The organism is Streptomyces sp. NPDC026589 (assembly GCF_040638385.1).
GTDB lineage: Bacteria > Actinomycetota > Actinomycetes > Streptomycetales > Streptomycetaceae > Streptomyces.
This window is the reverse complement of sequence record NZ_JBEZYG010000053.1, coordinates 1-17522: the sequence shown is the minus strand read 5'-3', so window position 1 is coordinate 17522 and position 17522 is coordinate 1. Positions and strand designations below refer to the sequence as shown.

At 69.1% G+C, this 17522-nt stretch carries 14 protein-coding genes and 3 pseudogenes; 9 read left to right on the top strand and 8 right to left on the bottom strand.

All coding sequences use genetic code 11. The features are described from left to right. Window positions 1–774: 774 nt before the first annotated feature. Entirely contained in the window at window positions 775–2361 is a 1587-nt protein-coding gene (locus AB0F29_RS41070) for a molybdopterin-dependent oxidoreductase (RefSeq protein ID WP_361884002.1), read from the bottom strand. Between the two features lie 149 nt (window positions 2362–2510). Continuing rightward, the gene (locus AB0F29_RS41065) at window positions 2511–3101 is read right to left on the bottom strand and encodes a fasciclin domain-containing protein (protein WP_097968109.1); all 591 of its coding nucleotides are present in this window, start codon (window positions 3099–3101) and stop codon (window positions 2511–2513) included. A 380-nt stretch (window positions 3102–3481) separates the two neighbouring features. Here AB0F29_RS41065 and AB0F29_RS41060 point away from each other — a divergent pair, with 380 nt between their 5' ends. Both AB0F29_RS41060 and AB0F29_RS41055 read left to right on the top strand, forming a co-directional pair. Next, window positions 3482–3985, top strand: a complete 504-nt coding sequence (locus tag AB0F29_RS41060; protein WP_361883999.1) for a DUF4383 domain-containing protein — start codon at window positions 3482–3484, stop codon at window positions 3983–3985. A gap of 460 nt (window positions 3986–4445) precedes the next feature. After that, window positions 4446–4535 (top strand): annotated as a pseudogene (locus tag AB0F29_RS41055) (HAD family phosphatase); the annotation flags it as partial. Between the two features lie 16 nt (window positions 4536–4551). Here AB0F29_RS41055 and AB0F29_RS41050 read toward each other — a convergent pair. Next, complete coding sequence (locus AB0F29_RS41050; RefSeq protein WP_361883996.1) at window positions 4552–5991, bottom strand: MFS transporter; 1440 nt, start codon at window positions 5989–5991, stop codon at window positions 4552–4554. A 420-nt stretch (window positions 5992–6411) separates the two neighbouring features. On the opposite strand from AB0F29_RS41050, the pseudogene AB0F29_RS41045 reads away from it, so the two are divergent. The 6 genes and pseudogenes from AB0F29_RS41045 to AB0F29_RS41020 all read left to right on the top strand — a co-directional run. Further along, window positions 6412–6795: pseudogene (locus AB0F29_RS41045) on the top strand (transposase family protein); the annotation flags it as partial. 16 nt (window positions 6796–6811) lie between these two features. Further along, window positions 6812–6955: pseudogene (locus AB0F29_RS41040) on the top strand (HAD family phosphatase); the annotation flags it as partial. Between the two features lie 410 nt (window positions 6956–7365). After that, window positions 7366–9318, top strand: coding sequence for an APC family permease (locus AB0F29_RS41035; RefSeq protein WP_361883993.1), 1953 nt, complete (start codon window positions 7366–7368; stop codon window positions 9316–9318). Between the two features lie 241 nt (window positions 9319–9559). After that, entirely contained in the window at window positions 9560–10678 is a 1119-nt protein-coding gene (locus AB0F29_RS41030) for a PP2C family protein-serine/threonine phosphatase (protein WP_361883990.1), read from the top strand. A 646-nt stretch (window positions 10679–11324) separates the two neighbouring features. Continuing rightward, on the top strand, window positions 11325–11651 hold the full coding sequence (gene trxA / locus AB0F29_RS41025) for a thioredoxin TrxA (protein ID WP_361883988.1): 327 nt from the start codon (window positions 11325–11327) through the stop codon (window positions 11649–11651). 223 nt (window positions 11652–11874) lie between these two features. Beyond that, window positions 11875–12147, top strand: coding sequence for a hypothetical protein (locus tag AB0F29_RS41020; RefSeq protein WP_361883985.1), 273 nt, complete (start codon window positions 11875–11877; stop codon window positions 12145–12147). A gap of 312 nt (window positions 12148–12459) precedes the next feature. On the opposite strand, the gene AB0F29_RS41015 is transcribed toward AB0F29_RS41020, so the two are convergent. The 5 genes from AB0F29_RS41015 to AB0F29_RS40995 form a co-directional block, all read right to left on the bottom strand. After that, on the bottom strand, window positions 12460–12681 hold the full coding sequence (locus tag AB0F29_RS41015) for a hypothetical protein (RefSeq protein ID WP_361883982.1): 222 nt from the start codon (window positions 12679–12681) through the stop codon (window positions 12460–12462). 58 nt (window positions 12682–12739) lie between these two features. Further along, a complete protein-coding gene (locus AB0F29_RS41010) occupies window positions 12740–12910 on the bottom strand; it encodes a hypothetical protein (RefSeq protein WP_361883979.1) in 171 nt (56 codons plus the stop codon). A 154-nt stretch (window positions 12911–13064) separates the two neighbouring features. Further along, a complete protein-coding gene (locus tag AB0F29_RS41005; protein ID WP_361883976.1) occupies window positions 13065–14042 on the bottom strand; it encodes a recombinase family protein in 978 nt (325 codons plus the stop codon). 224 nt (window positions 14043–14266) lie between these two features. Continuing rightward, window positions 14267–15121 carry an ABC transporter permease gene (locus AB0F29_RS41000; RefSeq protein WP_361883973.1) on the bottom strand — a complete coding sequence of 285 codons (855 nt, stop codon included), beginning with the start codon at window positions 15119–15121 and terminating at the stop codon, window positions 14267–14269. Next, window positions 15121–16038, bottom strand: coding sequence for an ATP-binding cassette domain-containing protein (locus AB0F29_RS40995; protein ID WP_361883970.1), 918 nt, complete (start codon window positions 16036–16038; stop codon window positions 15121–15123). The genes AB0F29_RS41000 and AB0F29_RS40995 overlap by 1 nt, the downstream gene beginning before the upstream one ends. A gap of 234 nt (window positions 16039–16272) precedes the next feature. Between AB0F29_RS40995 and AB0F29_RS40990 the strand changes: the two genes are divergently transcribed. Beyond that, a complete protein-coding gene (locus AB0F29_RS40990) occupies window positions 16273–17325 on the top strand; it encodes a histidine kinase (protein ID WP_361883967.1) in 1053 nt (350 codons plus the stop codon). Window positions 17326–17522 lie beyond the last annotated feature (197 nt).

Sequence of the window (17522 nt, the reverse complement as noted above, 5' to 3'; positions counted from 1 at the left end):
GGCAACCCGCCGCCGGCCGGCGTTCCGACGAGCGACACCTGGCCGGTCGTGCACGCACTCCCCTACGCCGTGGTCTGCGCCTGCCTGATCACGGGCGCGTCCATGCTGCTCGCGCTCAGGAGATTCCGCCGCATCACTCTCAGCTGAGGGACACCCTCCGGCGACTGGCAAGCCCCAGCCATGGATGTCACGTGGTCCAGGCCCAACCGGTCCTCGTCGAAGCCGCCCGAGGCAACCGATCGCAGGCCGCGGCGAATCCTTGAGGCCGGGCCTCGCACACGAGCAGGAGGGTAGGCCAACCGATGCGAAATCGTCTCGCGGACCAATCCACCGCCCGTCCTGTGGCAAATGACCTTGCGCGGTTGTCCTGGAAGGAGCGCCGCGCAGTGCGGCACCATCGACATGGATGCCGTACACCGTTCCTCGCGGTGACGGCCTGTGAGGAACAGCTGCCGCGGTCGCCACTCCTGGGGTGCCCTGCGGCAGCGCTCCACGAGGAACCCGGCCTCCAGACCACCCGCGCACGAACCGGCCGGCTCAGCGCATCGGGGACAACGAGATCGTGTGTTCGGCTTTCGCGTACGGGGCCTCGACTCGACCGCGTTTTACAGCTGCCTTGACGCCTCCTCACCCGTTGTTGACGGCGGCAGATGCGGCGGCACCGGATCTAGCCGGCGCCGTCCTGGGTTCCGTCGACAGCAGGCCGACGGCACACCCCAAGCCTGGGGACGGCACGCCCGATCGGTTGCGCCGTCGACCCACGTACATCCTCCCTCAGTCGATGGTGACGACGACGGACGGCCAGCCGCTGGCGCCGTCGGGGACTGTGCCCGTCCGCTTCTCCGTCTGCACCTCGCCGCCGCGTTCGGTGGCGCGGACGGTCAGGGTGTGACTGCCGGACGTCGCCTCCCACGGGAAGGACCACTGACGCCAGGTGTCGATGTTCGCCTCCGTCGCGAGGTCGGCGTCCCGCCAGGGGCCGTCGTCGACCCGGACCTGCACACGGTCGATACCGCGGTGCTGGGCCCATGCCACGCCGGCGACCATCACCGTCCCGGCCTTGGACCGGGACAGTGGCCTGGGAACATCGATCCGGGACTGCGTCTTGATCGGCGCCCGGCGGGCCCACGAGCGCTTCACCCAGTACGGGTCGTAGTCGTCGAACGTCGTGAGCTCGATGTCCTCGATCCACTTGCAGGCCGAGACGTACCCGTACAGCCCCGGAATGAGCATGCGGACGGGGAAGCCGTGCGTGAAGGGCAGCGGCTGCCCGTTCATCCCGACCGCCAGCATCGCGTCCCGCCCGTCCATGGCGGCCTCCACCGGGGAGCCCAGCGTCATACCGTCGACGGAGCGAGCGACCAGCTGATCGGCGGGACCACCCTTCGACGGAGGTCTGACACCGGCTTCGGCCAGCACGTCGGCCAGCCGTGCGCCCAGCCACCGTGCGTTGCCGACGTACGGCCCGCCGACCTCGTTGGATACGCAGGTCAAGGTGATGTCCCGCTCGATCAGTTCACGCCGCAGCAGGTCCTCGAAGGTGAGGGTGACCGGGCGGGTGACACCCTTGCCGTGGATGCGCAGCCGCCAGGTGTCGGCGTCCACCTTCGGCACGACCAGCGCCGTGTCGACGCGGTAGAACGCCTTGTTCGACGTGGTGAAGCGACTGATACCCGGGACCTTGAGCTGAGTGCCGGGCGGCAGCGGAGGCGCGGGCGAAGCCGGTGCGGGCAGCCGCACCGCGTTCCGCGACTCGACCGCCGCTTGCGAGGCGTTGCCGGTGAGATAGCGGCCGAGCGCTCCCACGCCGAGGGAGGTGACCGCCGCCGCCGAGGCGCCGATGACGAACCCGCGGCGGTCCCAGCCCGCTCCGCGATCGGGGTCCGCCGTGGTCCTGCCGGCGCGAGGGGGCTGGGTGAGGCGCCCGATGAGGTAGTAGAGCAGCGTCGCTGCCACCACGGCGCCGACCACCGAGGGGAGCGCGTCGGTGAACCCCGATGAGTCCGGCCGGGTCAGCGCGGCGGCCGCGCCGATCACCCCGAAGATCAGGACCCCTGCGGCGCCGGCCCGCCGGAACCGGAGTGCCACCACGCCCAGCACGATGGCCAGCGCGGCCAGCGCGGCGAGAATCCCCAGTTGGAGGACCAGTTTGTCGTCCTCGCCGAAGTGGCGGATCGCCCAGTCCTTCACCGGTGTCGGCGTACGGTCGACCACCGCCCCGCCGACCGCTGTGAGCGGCCCGGCCTCCGGGCGGACGGTGACGGAGACCAGTTCGGCGACCGCGAGTGCCGTGAATCCCGCGAGCAGCCCGCTCAGCGCTCCGAGCGGCAGACGGACCATGAGCCGGGGAGAAGTCGTCATACCGATGATTCGAACCCACCGCGTCTGCTTTTGCCTGACCCGTCGGGCTTCTGGGACCGGATGCCACCCGCATGCGCCATCGGACCGTGCCTGGGCGGGCCCAGCGCCTCACCGGCGCCGGACCCGCCCGCGGTGGCTGTCTGGGGCCACTACTTCGGGGGCATGAGGACCGTGTCGACGATGTTGACGGTGGCGTTGGCCGTGGGGACGCTTCCGCACACGATCTTTGAGGTGCCGTTGACCGTGATGCTGTCCCCGGAGCCGGCCGTGGTGAGCGTGCCGCCCTCCAGCGTCTTGAACGAGCCCTTGTACAGCTGCTGCTGTGTCAGCTTCTCGCCGACGACGTGGTAGGTCAGCACCTTGGTGAGCTGGGCCTTGTCGGCGAGGAGCTTGTCGAGATCCGCCTTCGGGATCTTCGCGAACGCTTCGTTGGACGGAGCGAACACGGTGATGTTCTTCGCGTTGTTGAGGGTGTCGACGAGTCCGGCCTTCTTGACCGCGGCCGTCAGGGTCGACAGTTCCGGGTTGTTCGAGGCAGCGGTCGCCACCGGATCCTTCGCCATACCCGTCAGACTGCCGGAACCTTCCTTGGGCACCGATGCGCAGGCCGGCCCGTAGGGATCGGCTGGGGCACTCGCGGTGTCCGCGAACGCCTGCGGGGCCATCACGCCGAGCGTGACCGGCAGAATCACTGCGGCGGCACCGGAGATCACGGTGCGCGACAAACGAAGGCTCTTCACGAGATGATTCCTCCTCTGCGGTGGGCAGTAGCCCACGAGAGTCAGGTGGAGTGTGCGACGGCCAGAGGGGCCACATGGTGGTGTCTTCTCCTCAGCCGGTTCGCCGATTGCCTTTCGTCCGGCTGCGAAGCCACCACGGTCACGTATCTCATCGTTACAGAAACATGCTTCTCCCGCCTCTTCGGAGCGAAGGGCACTGCCACCCGCGTCCTCGTGGTCCCCGTCCGGCAGCGGCTGGTCCGGCGAAGCGGGTTTCCGGGGTTCTGGTACCCATCCTTTGCTGGGGCAGCTTCGAATCATCTGTGACAGGCCGATGACCGGGGCGTCCGGAGCCCTCGTGCCGGGCGGATGCCGGTGAGCTGAGACCGGAGGGCCGCACGATGGCAGTCACACAAGGACGGCACATGCCGCGGACGCACGTCAGACTCGACGAGCACCTGCCGGTGGATCATCGTCTCAGCCGCGTCTATCGCGCCGGGGCCGGAATCTTCGGAGCATTCCTCATCACGTTCGGCGCCCTTGGTCTGATGCACCGGATCGGCTTCTTCAGCATCGGAGGTGACACCGTCATCGGTCTGAACACGAACGGGGCCCTGAGCACCCTGTCCATCGTGTTCGGCGCCCTGCTCCTGGTCGGAGCGATCGTCGACGGGAACCGCGCGTCCACCCTCAACATGATCATCGGTATCGCATTCGTCCTCAGCGGCTTCGTGAACCTCGCCCTGCTCAGGACCGACTACAACGTTCTCGCCTTCCAGTTGCAGAACGTCATGTTCACCTTCGTCGTCGGCGTCATGCTGATGACCTTCGGGATGTATGGCCGGGTCAGCGGGAACCTTCCCCACGACAACCCCTACTGGAAGGCACGTAACCCAGGCAGCTAGCCAGCCCGGTCCGGACAACTGCAGCCTGCATAGTCTGACGGCAACGACGCGTGCCGCATTGCTGAGGCCGACAGAACTGAACACCTGCGGATAGTTGCCCAGCGCCTCCCCGGTGGTCGGAGAGCTCCTCGGCGAGGAGGCCGACCTCGTTTGCGCAGGAGAGCGCGCTTTCGAAGGCTGCGCGTGGCACTTCGGATCAGGGCCAGGGCGTGGGCGAGCCAGAAAGTGCACAGCAGGAACACCCCTCCTCGGATACGCCGGGCCCTCGGCCGCCGGTCACGGCAATCCGCATGACCGCGCGGTGGCCGAGCGCTACCTGCTCCCGGCCAGCGGCCCGTTCCACCTCCACCGAAGTACCCCGCTCCCGGCGAATACCTGCTGCCGCCCCACGTCTGGGGAACCATAGATCTGCGCCCCCGCCACGAGCCTGGCCGCCTCCCTCCTTCAGGAGCGGCACACCATGACCGACACAACCAACGCCTTGACCGGCTGGTCTCCCGAGGCCGTCGTCGTCGACTGCGACGGCACCTTGATGGACACCGAAAGCCACTGAGCCTTTTCCAACCTCACGCCTCGGCGTGAGGTTGGAAAAGGCTCACTACGGCGGGCTGGGTGTGGTCAATGCCCACAGCGGTACCACCCTGGGCATCCTGCTGCTCGACTCCGCCCCCGACCACGCCGTCAGGCTGGAAGCCGTCACCCGGGCCTGCCGGGCACTGACCGGATCGGTCGGTGTGCACCGCGTGCTCACCTTCGTCCCGGCCCCGGACCACCCCCGCTGGAGCACGGTGTGACCGGCGGGACCTCAGCCCGGTCCGGGCACCGCCTCCACAGCGGGCCCTACATCCCGGCGCCCGCAGGACGGCGAGCGCGGCCAGTGCGGCCGAGGCCAGGGCGAGCAGGCCGGTGAGGGTCAGCGGAAGCAGGGACAGAGCCAGGGAGCCGAGACCGAAGCCCAGACCCTGCGCCGTGCTGATGAGGGCGAACCCCTCCGACCGCCGGTGCTCGGGCAGGATCGCCTCGGCGAGCAGCGAGTTCATGTTGATCAGAGGGCCAAGGCAGACACCGGCGAGTACGGTCCCGGCTATGACGACGGGCCAGGCGTGGCCCAGACACACCACGAGGGCGGCCCCCGAACCGTAGAGGAGAAGCAGGGCCGCGACCGTGCGTGGCGTCCCCTTCCGGTCGAGGCGCAGGAAGATGAACCCGCCCAGGGTGCTGGCCACACAGAGCACACCGACGATCAACGTGGCGGCGGCGGTTCCGCCGGCCAGCCGTTGCGCGATCGGGAGCACGGCCACCTCGATCCCGCTCGCCACGTGCCCCACGGCGAAGGCGCAGGCAATCCAGCCGAGCAGCGGCAGCAGGAGGGCGCCGCTGCTGGCCGGCCGTACCGCCGGCTTCGCCTCCCTCGTACCCGCGGAGTACATCAGCGGTGCCGCGAGTACGGAGGCGACTGCCATCGCCACGACCGGCCCAAGGGCGGACAGCGTGGCCAGCAGGCCCACCAGCAGCGGACCGCCGACGATGACCACGTCGACCATCATGGTGTTGACCGCGACGGCCCGGGTCAGCAGCGTGGGCCCGACGATGTCCGTGAGCAGGGCCCGCAGTCCGCCGAGCAGGCCGCCCCCCAGGCAGCCGACGAGAGCCGCCAGGGCGAGGCAGACTGCGGAAGGCGCCCCCTGCCACAGCGCGAACAGCACCGTCAGATAGGCCAGTCCGCGCAGGACGAGCAGGACCCGCAGGGCGAGGACCGGGCCGAAGCGGTCCAGCATCCGGCCCACCGGTACGGCGCACATCACTTCGGCCACCACGATCGTGGCGACGATGGCGGCGCCCAGCTCGTATGTCCCGGCCAGGGCGACGCTGAGTGAGGTGAAGGCCAGGGGCGCCATGGCGATGGGAAGTCTGGTCAGCTGTGCGCTCGCCGACCAGCGCCAGTAGCCGCGGTGCCGGGCCAGGCCCGGTGTGGTGGCCCAAGGGGACTGAGGCGGCGCAGCCACGTCGGATCCTCCGTCGTCCGGTGTTCCTTGGTCCCGCACGTTGCAAGCCGCCGCCGTCGCTCCGCTATCCGTATCCCGTGGGACGTGTCGTACGGGCGCCGCCGGGTAAATGGCCGAAGTCCGCCCTGTACCGCCCCGGTACCGAAGGGCCTCCTCCAGCCTTGAACGTGCTCTGCCAGCATGCCATTTGCTTCGAGCCGGAGGTTTCATGGCTCACGTCTTACGAGTACTGGGGCCTGTGGAGGTTTGCGGCCCCTCGGGAACACTGGATGTGCATTCGTCGCGTCAGCGCATCAGTGGGCCTTTTCCAGCCTGACGGTACTGGTCGTGTGTTGGACAGATCGGTGGGACGACGAAGCTCCTGGTAGACGGGTTCTCGACCAAGATCGCCCGCAGCCACCAGGAGCTTCGCGTGCTTCACGTCACGGCATGCACGTCCAGGTCCTCACCGATCCCTTCGGCCGGCTGCTGTGGGCCTCACCCGCCCTGCCCGGATCGACCCACGATCCGACCGCCGCCCGCACCCACGGCATCGTCGACGAGCTCACCGACGCCAGCTCCAAAAGCTGGGCCGGCAAGGCGTATCAAGGTGCCTATGGCTCCATCCGAGTACCCTTCCGCGACCACCGGCTCAAGCGGTGGCAGCGCCGCCACAACAGCACACACGCCAAGATCCGCTGCCTCGGCGAGCAAGCCATGGCCACTCTGAAGGGCTGGTGCCTCCTACGAAAGCTCCGTTGCAACACCAACCGCATCACCGCGATCGTCCAAGCCGCTCTCGTCCTTCAACACGCCTCGGCGTGAGGTTGGAAAAGGCTCGCTGGCCGGACGCAACCAGGTCTTCCGGAAATTCGGTATCCACCCCGCGCCGGGCTTCGCCGATCGGGCCAAGGGCGTCCACTACATCGACTGCGGCCAGCTGATGGCCCAGGAGGCGGACAAGTCAGAGCAGGCAGCGGAAATGATCGGCTCGCGAAGAAAACCCCGGGGGCGTGAACGGCAAGCCCGTACGCCCGAAGTTCTGGCCGGGCCAGGTCCTTCGTCGTCGAGGGTCGCGAGCGGCTGGGCCGGTCCCCTCCCGCCGAGGTGATTTACATGCTGCGTCCCAGGCCATCACAGGGCAATTCGTAGGACAGTCGGTCATTCATTCGTACGCCCCTCGCATGATCGCTGATCGCGAGCGATTCACCCACACCAGCGTTCGTCCGCGGACCTCCGCGACCCGCCGCAGGCCGGGGCTTCCCCGAACACTGCGGACGATCGTGGGCGTGCAGCCCCGGCCGGAACGTGGCAGGTCCGGCACGGCGAGCATGCCGGGGTGAATGCCGGTGGAGCCTGCCCGGCATTGGGGCAGCCGCCCGTTCTGATGGTGGCATGACTCTTGATCGGCCGATGTACCGCGTGAAGCAGCGGCTCCTTGGACGGCCGCTCACCACTGAACGTGTCGGTGAGGAGAAGCTGAGCAACCGGACGGCGCTCGGTGTGCTCGCGTCCGACTGCATCAGTTCGTCGGCCTACGGCTCCGAACAGATGCTCCGGGTCCTCGTGCCGGTGGTCGGCGCAGCCGCCTTCACTCTGGTCATGCCGGTGACCGGTGCGATCGTGCTGGTACTGCTGCTTCTGACGATCTCCTACAGCGATGTCGTCACGATCTACACCCGGGCCGGCGGCTCCTACGTGGTGGCCCGGGAGAACTTCGGGCCGAACGTCGCGCAGGTCGCCGCCGTGGCGCTGCTCGTCGACTACGTCGTCACCGTCGCCGTCCAGGTATCGGCCGGCACGAACGCACTGATCTCCCTCGCCCATCTGGTCGGCAACAGCTGGACCGGGCTGGACCATCTCCAGCTGCCGTTCTCCGTGCTGGTGATCGTGCTGCTCGCGTACGGCAATCTGCGCGGAGTCCGCGAGGCCGGCCGCATGTTCGCGCTGCCCGCCTACCTCTTCATCGCCGCGATGGGCCTGGTCTTCCTCGCCGCGGCGGTACGCGCACTGACAGGCGAGCTGCCGCACGCCGACCTGAACGCTCCGGGGGTGGTGCCCCTCGGAGCACCGAGCGATGGCTGGCTCTACGGGGCGTCGCTCTTCATCGTGCTGCGTTCCTTCGCCAACGGCGGCTCGTCGCTCACCGGGCTCGAAGCGATCTCGAACGGCATCTCCGCCTTCCGCGAACCGCAGGGCCGCAACGCCCGGCGCACCCTCATCACCATGAGCTGCGTGCTCGCCGTCCTGGTCCTGGGCGTCTCCACCCTCGCGCACTTCACCCACGCCGTCCCGTACACCGACGGGACCCCGACCGTCATCGCACAGGAAGCGCGGCTCGCCTTCGGGAACGGGACGGTGGGGACGATCGGGCTGGTTTTCGTGCAGCTGGCGACCGCCCTGGTTCTCTACACCGGTGCCAACACCCCCTTTACCGGGTTCCCGTTCCTGGCGAGCTTCGTCGCGCAGGACCGGTTCTTGCCACGTGTGCTCACCCGGCGTGGGCACCGGCTGGCCTTCTCCAACGGCATCGTCACCCTCTCCGCTCTCTCCCTCGCCGTCCTTCTGGTCACGGGCGCCAGTGTGGACAGGCTCGTGGCCCTGTACGCGATCGGCGTGTTCACCGCCTTCACCATGGCCGGAGCGGGCCTCACCGCCTACCACCTGCGCAGGCGTGAACCACGGCGCCGACTGAAGATCACGGTCAACGCGCTCGCGGCGGTGGTCTCCGCCGCCGTGGTGCTGATCTTCGCTGTCACGAAGTTCACCGAGGGTGCCTGGCTGGTTGTCATCGTCTTCCCGCTCGGGGTCTGGGCACTGATCCGGATCAACCGCGAATACCGGCGTGAGGCCGCCGCGCTGGAACGGCTGCCCACGGGCGCGGACCGGCCGCGCACCCGCCGCCACCGGGTGTTCGTCCTGGTCGAGACGCTGGACCTGGCCACGCTGAAAGCCCTGCGGTACGCCCACGAACTGCGGCCCGACACCGTCCGGGCCGTACACTTCGCCATCGACGAGGCACACGCACGCCGACTGTCAGCGCTCTGGGCGTCGACATCCGCGACCTCGATCGAGCTGGAGCTGGTGGCCTGCCCGGACCGCCGGCTCCGCCACGCGATGAGGGAACTGGCCGCACGGACCACACAGGACGGTGAGACGTCCCTGACGGTGCTCGTGCCCCGGCGGCTGTACGCCAACGCCCTGGGCAAACTCCTCCACCGGGGCACCGGCGAGAAGATGGCACGGACCCTGGAGCAACTGCCGCACGTCGCGGTCACGATTCTCCCGTTCAACGCATCGCACGCCATCCAGGCCCTGGAGGCGCACCGGCTGCCGGACCTGGACTGAGACCCGATCTGCGCGGGTCCCGGTCCATCCTGACGGCTGTCCGCTCGCATCCATGCCCGTCCCCCGGTGCCCCGCCCGACCGGTGGGACGGAGGGAGGGATCAGCGCGCGACCGGCCCTTCGTGCTGCGGGGAGAGACCGTAGCCCCCGACGAGCAGGCTTGCCTCCGGTCGCCACCTCATCACGTCGCCGTCATTCTGTTGATGGAAAAGGGTCCTCAAAGGATTGGTGGCCACAAATCGATGCGGGACATCTCCAACGGATACACGGGCGACAGCAGCGCTGACAGGACCCGCATCCTGGCCCGCGCGCTTCCGCCGCTCCTTGTGGTTCTCGGGATCGTCTGGCAGGCGGTCACACCGCAGGAGATCACCGGCACCCCGTTCTTTACCGCGGCCCCCCTTGTCGCAGCCCCTCTCTTCGCGCGGTGGGTAGCGGCGTTCTTCGGTGCTGTCGGCATCCTGGCCGCCGTACTGCTCCACGTCGTGGGCGGAAAGGTGACACAGGACGCCGCTGCCCAGTACCTCACGACGAAGCTGGCCACCATCGCCTTCGCAACCGTCCTCGCGGTCCTGATCCACGGAGTCGTGGAGCGTGCCCGAAACCAGGCCGCCACCGCGCGAGGAGTGGCCGAGGCCGCCCAGAGAGCAGTCCTCCCGACCCCGCCCACCCGGATCGACGGCCTGCACCTGGCAGCACGCTACGAGGCTGCCAGGACAGACACTCTGGTCGGAGGCGACTTCTACGCGGCTCTGCACACGCCCTACGGCGTCCGGCTGATCGTGGGCGACGTACGGGGGAAGGGACTCGGCGCGATCGAGACGGTGGCCGTCGTCCTCGGCGCCTTCTGGGAAGCCGCCGACAGCGAACCCTGCCTGCCCACACTCGCCGACCGCCTGGAGAAGGCCCTGATCCGCGGAGCAGAGCGGCGCAGAGCAGCGGACAGCTCCGAGTCCTTCGCCACGTGCGTCCTCGGAGAGATCCCACCCGGCCGGCACATCCTGCGCATCCTCAACCGGGGACATCCCGAACCCTTCCTCCTCGACGCGGCAGGCAGCGTCACCAGGCTCAGCCCCAGGGAGTTCGCCCTGCCCCTGGGGCTCGGACACCTCAACGTCCGCACCTGCCAGCCGGACCAGTGGCCTCTCCCACCCGACTCCACGCTCCTGCTCTACACCGACGGCCTGTCCGAGAGCCGCGACGCCCCCGGTGACTTCTACGACCCCGTCCGCCACCTGGAGGGCAGGATCTTCAGCTCGCCCGAAGCTCTGCTGGCGTCGGTCACCAAGGACGTACGCCGGCACACGAACGGAGCAAGGGACGACGACATGGCCCTGCTGGCCATCACCCGCGTTCAGTGAAGACCCGCTCGGCCGGAAGACTCCGCGACGTACAAGTTCATTCACTGGGCCAGCCACGGCGACGGCAATGACGATCTGCACCGCCCGCGCCTCCGCCATCGTGGCGGGGGTCTTTACCTCAGCGGCGCTGACGGGTAGGGCCCTTGCCGGTTGCGCATGTGCGTGTCGTTGGTGACCCCGCCGCGGCGGGCGCCCGGCCCGGCTGTCGTGCGGCTGCCCCTCACACGATGCGGTGGGTTTGGGTGCGTTCCGGCATCTCCCGTACGGGCTTGCCGAACCCTCGGGCCGGGGGCGGCTCCACACCTCCCCGTCCCGATCCAGCGGCCTTCGCCGCGAACCGCCGGCAGCATCTCGAGCGGGCGACTACCAGGGCCCGTGATTCCGGCTCTCAGCGAGAACCTGAACCAGGCCCCTGAACAGGCCGTTGAAGCGCGATCCGCTCGACGGGCGGAAGAAGCCGGTACAAGGCCTGCTGCCCTCACGAGGGTGGTTCTCACCCCAGGTGGAGTGTGGAGGCGCGGGCGGGCGGGGACCGGCGCGGTACATAGCCCGTGCGTCCCTGGGGAATGAAGCCCGTCAGACCCTTACGGCGGGGCACCCACCGGCCGCGCGCGGGTGTTCCTGCCCTTCACGGAGTGGAGAGTGCGTGTCCGACACGGTCATTGAGGTCACCGACGGCTCGTTCGCCACCGATGTCCTGAAAGCCCCCGGCCCGGTCCTGGTGGACTTCTGGGCGGAGTGGAACGGACCGAGCAAAATGATCGCGCCCCTTCTCGACGACGCCGCTGCGGCGTACGCCGGAAGGCTCACCATCGCCAAGCTCAACATCGACCAGAACCCCGCCACGGCCCCGAAGTACGACGTCAGGGGCCTCCCCACGCTCCTGGTGTTCAAGAACAACCAGGTCGTAGCGACCAAGGTCGGGGCGCTGTCCAAGGGACAGCTGGAGGAATTCCTCGACGCGAACCTCTGACCCACAAGGACCGGAATCTCAGGAGGTCCCCGTCTCCATACCGTTCTCGCCGCGCTGATCCCCTGGCCGCCCTCTGCACCGGACTGGTCGTCGCCGCACCGGCCCACGCCCACGCCGGTGACCTGGTCTGCCTGCCGCCCACCAGCTCGTCCGTCACGTTCAGCCCCCCGCTGACCACCACGCCCCAGGACGTCCCCGTCACCACGAACAACCGGTTCGGCCCGTGCACCTCCACCAGCGTTCCCAGCACTACTTCCACACCTTCAGCGGCACTTTCCACGTCCCGGGCCGCAGCTGCCTGACCCTTGGCGGGTCGGGGTCCTCGGCCTCCACCATCACCTGGAACACCGGGCAGACCAGCACCCTGTCCCCGCACTACACCACCACCATCGCCGGAGCCCTCTACACCTCCGTCCTCACCGGAACCGTCACCGGCGGGCTGTTCGCCGGCGACACCGTGATCAGCAATCAGACCGGCCCGCCACCGACGTCCTGACCTGCACCCTGGGCCTGGGCACGGTCCCCGGCCTCTACAGCGTGGGGACGATCACCTTCGTCTGACCTGCTGGCATTGACGCGGATCGCCGCCCGGGCCGTCGCCGCTCAGACCGTCCCGGGGGCGCCGCCGGGCAGGTGTTCCGCAAGACCGGGCCGGGTGACGGACCGGTGGGGCTGCCGGACCGGGGCCCAACCACGGTGACGGTCCGGCAGCCCAGGAGCGCGGTGCCGAGATGCGCCCCGCACTCCTTGAGGGCGCGTGCGGGGCCCGGGGGGGGGCCGTGCCCGCACCACACGGTCAGCGGGCGGGTCAGGCGGAGCGGCGGGCGAGGACCGCCCATTCCGCATCCGCCCGGCCGGGCACGGCCCTGCCGTCGTTCTCCCACCGTCCGGAGAGCTCGGTGAAGATCGGCTCCAGCCCGGGACGCGGAACTGTTTCGCTGCTGGCGCGCTGCACACCGATGACGGGCGTGCGCCGCTGCGTCGTGGTCACGTCCAGCTCAACGGCGTCCGGGCCGTCCGGGTCACCCACGCGCCAGACCGGAGTTGACGGCCCGCAGCACGGCACGGGCCTGGCCGGAGTCGATGAGTCAGGCCGCCGCACCGCTGTGAGGCCGGTCTTCCTGCCGGGCCTGGTCGACGTGGCGTCCGAGGAAGAGGGCTGTGTACTCGATTTCCTGCTCGGTGGTGGTGGAGTAGTCGATGCGGCCGGTGCGGTGGCCGGGCTCCCGGTACAGGCAGCGGGCCAGGCCCCGGCACACGAGATGACGGCGCCGGTTGGGGGTTGTGGTGCCGGCCGGGATGACGATCGCGGTGCCGCCGCCGGGCCTGGACTCCAGCGCCCCGTTGATGATGCTGTCGTTCTCGGCCCTGTTCTCGTATAGCTACGGCCAGGTGGCGTGTAGCGGTGAGTGACTACACGGGGCTGCGGTCGCACTGCTGAAGGGCGGCGAAGTTGGCGTGTGCTGTCTCAACGGCCTCCGGGTACGCCTGGGTCTTCTCGTGCTCGGCGAGAGCCCGGTAGATGCTGGCGACGGACGGATTCTGTCCCTTGCGCTTGCCGGTGGGGATGATCAGGGCGGGCTGGATCTGCTCGACGGATTCGCCGAGCGCCTTGCGCCGCAGCACGGTGTGCAGCATGTCGTCGGTGATGACCGGGGGCCGGCCGCCGTACTTGCCTTTGCGGGCCGCGGTCTCCAGACCCTCCAGCGTCGACTCCCGGATGTTCTCCCGCTCCGTCTCCGCCATCGCGGCGAAGAAGCCGAACAGGAGCTTGCCGGGGCCGGTGGGGTCGTAGATGCCGGGCAGCGGCCCGGCGAGCATCTCCAGCACCAGGCCGTGCTCGGTCAGATGGTCCGCGAGGGCGGTGAGCTCTGCCGCGTCACGCCCCAGCCTTTTCATCTCGAACACGGTGAAGATGACCCGGCAGTGCGGGGCGTGCGCCTTGATCTCCCGGGCGGTCTTCAGTGCCTCCTCGAACTGCGGGCGGACCTTGATCCGGGTGCTGATCTTCTCGCTGAAGATCTTGTCCCTGCCGATGCCGTGCTTAGCGAGCGCGTCCAGCTGCGAGTCGAGCTCCTGGCTGAGGTGCGAGCATCGGGCATAGCCGATGCGGATGTCCGCGCTCGGCAGACTGGGGTCGATGGCCGCGGGCACCGACTTGCCGGGCCGCCAGGGCTGCCCCGGCCCTCGGTTGGCCGGGGTCGGGACCCGCAGCTCCTTGGCCAGCTTCGGCACTTTGGTGAAGCGGCCGGTGTGGTACGCGCTCGTGACCGCCCCGCTGCGCGAGCGGCACGGCGAGCCGGGGGCGGCCTTGCACTTCGGGCACGGATGGCGCTCGACGAGATCGGCTTCGGGCTCAGGTCCGGCGGAAGGTTTTTGAGGGGCCGTCATGGATCCGAATTTTCGCACAACGCAAGTCGCAGAACCCCACTCCTGTCACTTTGAGTGCGAACGGGTTCTGAGAGTCAATCTGCTTCTTGACGGTCTTCGCCCGACTCTATTTGATCTTGCTCGGGCAAAGGGTCGTTTGTGAGAGACGGTCATCGAGGCTGCGAAAGCTTCGAGCGCCTTGCCCTGTGCCTCCGGAGCGTGATCCACGCGTCTCGGAGGCACGTTCACACGTCGCGGTGCCGCACGACGAGCACCGCGAGGACGACCGCGATCAGCGGCCAGAGCGCGTACACGGCCCACGAGCCGGGGACGGTGGCGCTGTAGGCGAGCGAGTTGGGGTCCGGCGCCCAGTTCTGGACCAGGCGCTTCCATGCCGTGACCGGCATCGCGTGGCTCACCGCGGCGGACCAGCGTGCGCTCTGCGAGAAGATCGGCGGCAGCATCACCAGGGTGAAGGCGCTGGTGACCATGGTGGTGGCGCTGTGCCTGATCAGAGCGCCGAAGCCGAGGCCGATCAGTGCGCAGACTGGGGCCAGCAGGGAGGATGCCACCAACGCCCGGAGCACACCTGGATGGGTGAGCGGAACCCCGGCCTGTTGTCCGTTCAGGATGGCTTGGGAGACCAGGAAGCAACCGGTGGAGATGACCGTACCGACCGCGGTCCAGAGCGCGGCGGTGACGACCGCCTTGGCCAGCACCACTGCACCACGCGCGGGGACGGCCACGGTGGTGGTGCGTATCAGGCCGCTGCTGTACTCGCTCACGACGGTGAGGGCGCCGACGCTGCCGGCGACGAGCATCAGCGTCATGTAGCCGGCCGCGGGGAACGCGTCGAATACGAGGAATCCCTGATCGGCCCTTGCTGCCGGGCTCATCGTCCGGAGTCTGTTGATCTCCGTCAGTGCCGCTACAGCGGCGGACCCGATGACAAAAAGGGTGGTGAGTGCGAGGGTCCACGGGGTGGAGCGCAGGGACCTTATCTTGATCCATTCGGAGACGAGCAGGTTGCGGAATCGGACGGCCGGCTCGGCGACAGTCACGGCCGAGATGGTCGGGGTGGCCGAGGAGAGTGTGGTCATCAAGGTTGTCCTGCCTGGTATTCGACGCTGCCGGCGGTGAGTTCCATGAAGGCCTCCTCCAGTGAGGCGGTTCGGGTGGTCAGCTCGTTGAGCAGGATCCGGTTCTCGAAGGCGAGCGCTGCGATCAGGTCCGCCGGCAGCCCGGTCACGGCAAGCTTCTCGGCGTCCGCCGACCCCTCCGGCTCGACCGACGCCCCCGCGGCGGTCAGCACCGCCGTCAGCTCGGCGGTCTGCCGCGTGCCCACCACGACGCCGAGGCGGGTGCTGCGTGCAGCGAAGTCCCGTACCGACTCGGCGGCGATGAGCCGGCCCCGGCCGATGACGACGAGCTGGTCGGCGGTGTTCTCCATCTCCGACATCAGGTGGCTGGAGAGGAAGACTGTACGGCCCTCGGCCGCCAGGCGCCGGAAGAGGCGGCGCATCCAGAGCACGCCTTCCGGGTCCATGCCGTTGACCGGCTCGTCGAACATCAGCACCGGCGGGTCGCCGAGCAGCGCGGTGGCGATCCCGAGCCGCTGCTTCATGCCGAGCGAGAAGCCGCCGATGCGGCGGGGCGCGGCCTCGGCCAAGCCCACCTCGTGCAGCACCTCTTCCACCCGGCGTGGGGAGATCCCGTTGCAGTGGGCCAGGGCGGACAGGTGGGCCGCGGCGGTGCGTCCGCCGTGGACCTGGCCTGCGTCGAGGAGGGCGCCGACGTGCCGCAGCCCGCGCGGGTGGCTGCGGAAGGGGACACCGCTGACTGTGGCACCGCCGCCGGTGGGCGCGTCCAGTCCGAGGATCACCCGCAGGGTGGTGGTCTTGCCGGCTCCGTTGGGGCCGAGGAATCCGGTGACCTGGCCCGGTCGCACCATGAAGGACAGCTGGTCGACGGCGGTCTTGTCGCCGTAGCGCTTGGTGAGTTCGTTAACTTCAATCACAGGGACAACCCTGCCGGGAGGGCCCCGTCCGGTCATGGGGCCGTGGGCGGCAATCGCGCGGCCGGGTTCGCCCGTGGGCGTACGTCCGCGGGCCGATCCCCCAGGGGCGGCAGCTGGATACTCTCGCGGGATGGACGCCATACCGACCACCCCGTTGCCCTCGCGCGTCGCGCAGCGCGGTCTCCCTCTTGAGAGGCCACACCAGCGATGACGAGAACGAAGACCATGGCCTGGGTGGGAGGCGCCCTATATCTCCTCGCGGTGGGGCTCCTCATCGGAGGCGCGCCGCGGGCTTCGGGCACCGTCCACGGTATCGGGGCACTGCTTGCCGCGAGTCTGCTCGTCGGTGTGCTGCGACGCATGCCGCTCCTGGCGCTATCCATTGCGCTCTTCGGATCCACCGCCGTGGTGGTGGGCGCCCCGAGCTCCGCCCGTGCGAGCCTGTCGGCTTCGCCCCAGGGCCAGTTCCTGTCGTATCTGGCCGTGGACCTCGTCCTGGGCTTCATCGTCGCCACCTGCGCGCGGCGAGCCTCGATCGTCGCCGTGGCCGGATCCCTCATCGTCCAGCTCCTGATCATCGGCGGCTACGCGCACGGGGACAATCTGATCGTCAACGTCGTGATCGCCCTCCTGGCGATGGCAGCGGCCTGCACCGTCGGACTGCTGAGCCGTGAGCGCCGCGAGCACGCGGTGGCACTGCGTTCACAGGAGGTGGCCGAGGCCGTGATCGCCGAACGGCTGCGGATCGCCCGGGAGTTGCACGACATGGTCGCGCACAGCATCGGCATCATCGCCATCCAGGCAGGGGCGGCGAGCCAAGTCATCCGGACCCGGACCACGGAGGCCGGTGAGGCACTGCGGGCCATCGAGGCCACCAGCAGGGAGACCCTGTCGGGCCTTCGGCGCACCTTGGTGGCACTCCGTCAGGCAGACCCGGGTGCGGCGGCCTCGGGAGGGCAGGCAGCCCTCGCACCCTCGCCAGGTCTGGCAGACATCGACCGGCTGGCGGCGGCCACGGCCGACACGGGTGTCCATGTGGATGTGCGCCGCAGCGGGGAAGAGCGCCCCCTGCCGACCGACATCGACCTGTCCGCCTTCCGTATCGTTCAGGAGGCGCTGACCAACGTGGTCCGCCACGCGGGCACCGGACGCTGCCGGGTGCTCATCGACTACGGGGCGACCACGGGCTCCGGCCCGCCACCCACGCTTGGCACGGGCGTACCTGGCTTCGGAGCGGATGCGGGCTGCAGGTTGCGCGCAGGCCCTTTCGAGCGCACCTTGCTCTGAGCGCGGCGTCAACCGTCGTGCTGACGAGGGACTGGCGGGCGGCCGGAGCGTCTACCGCACCGCAGGCCCTGTGGCTTCGGAGTTCTCTCCGGACGTTCCTTCAGCTTGTTCTTTAACCTCCGCCCCTACTCTGACGCTCCCCAAATTGGGGTGACCATGGCGAGCTGGTCCGACACACTGGTTCGATGCGGCGCGAT

Bases quoted from the DNA above. Each gene is read 5' to 3' on its own strand.
- AB0F29_RS41060 (WP_361883999.1), top strand. From the start codon at position 3,482: ATGGCAGTCACACAAGGACGGCACATGCCGCGGACGCACGTCAGACTC.
- AB0F29_RS41035 (WP_361883993.1), top strand. From the start codon at position 7,366: ATGACTCTTGATCGGCCGATGTACCGCGTGAAGCAGCGGCTCCTTGGA.
- AB0F29_RS41070 (WP_361884002.1), bottom strand. From the start codon at position 2,361: ATGACGACTTCTCCCCGGCTCATGGTCCGTCTGCCGCTCGGAGCGCTG.
- AB0F29_RS41030 (WP_361883990.1), top strand. From the start codon at position 9,560: ATGCGGGACATCTCCAACGGATACACGGGCGACAGCAGCGCTGACAGG.
- AB0F29_RS41005 (WP_361883976.1), bottom strand. From the start codon at position 14,042: ATGACGGCCCCTCAAAAACCTTCCGCCGGACCTGAGCCCGAAGCCGAT.
- AB0F29_RS41000 (WP_361883973.1), bottom strand. From the start codon at position 15,121: ATGACCACACTCTCCTCGGCCACCCCGACCATCTCGGCCGTGACTGTC.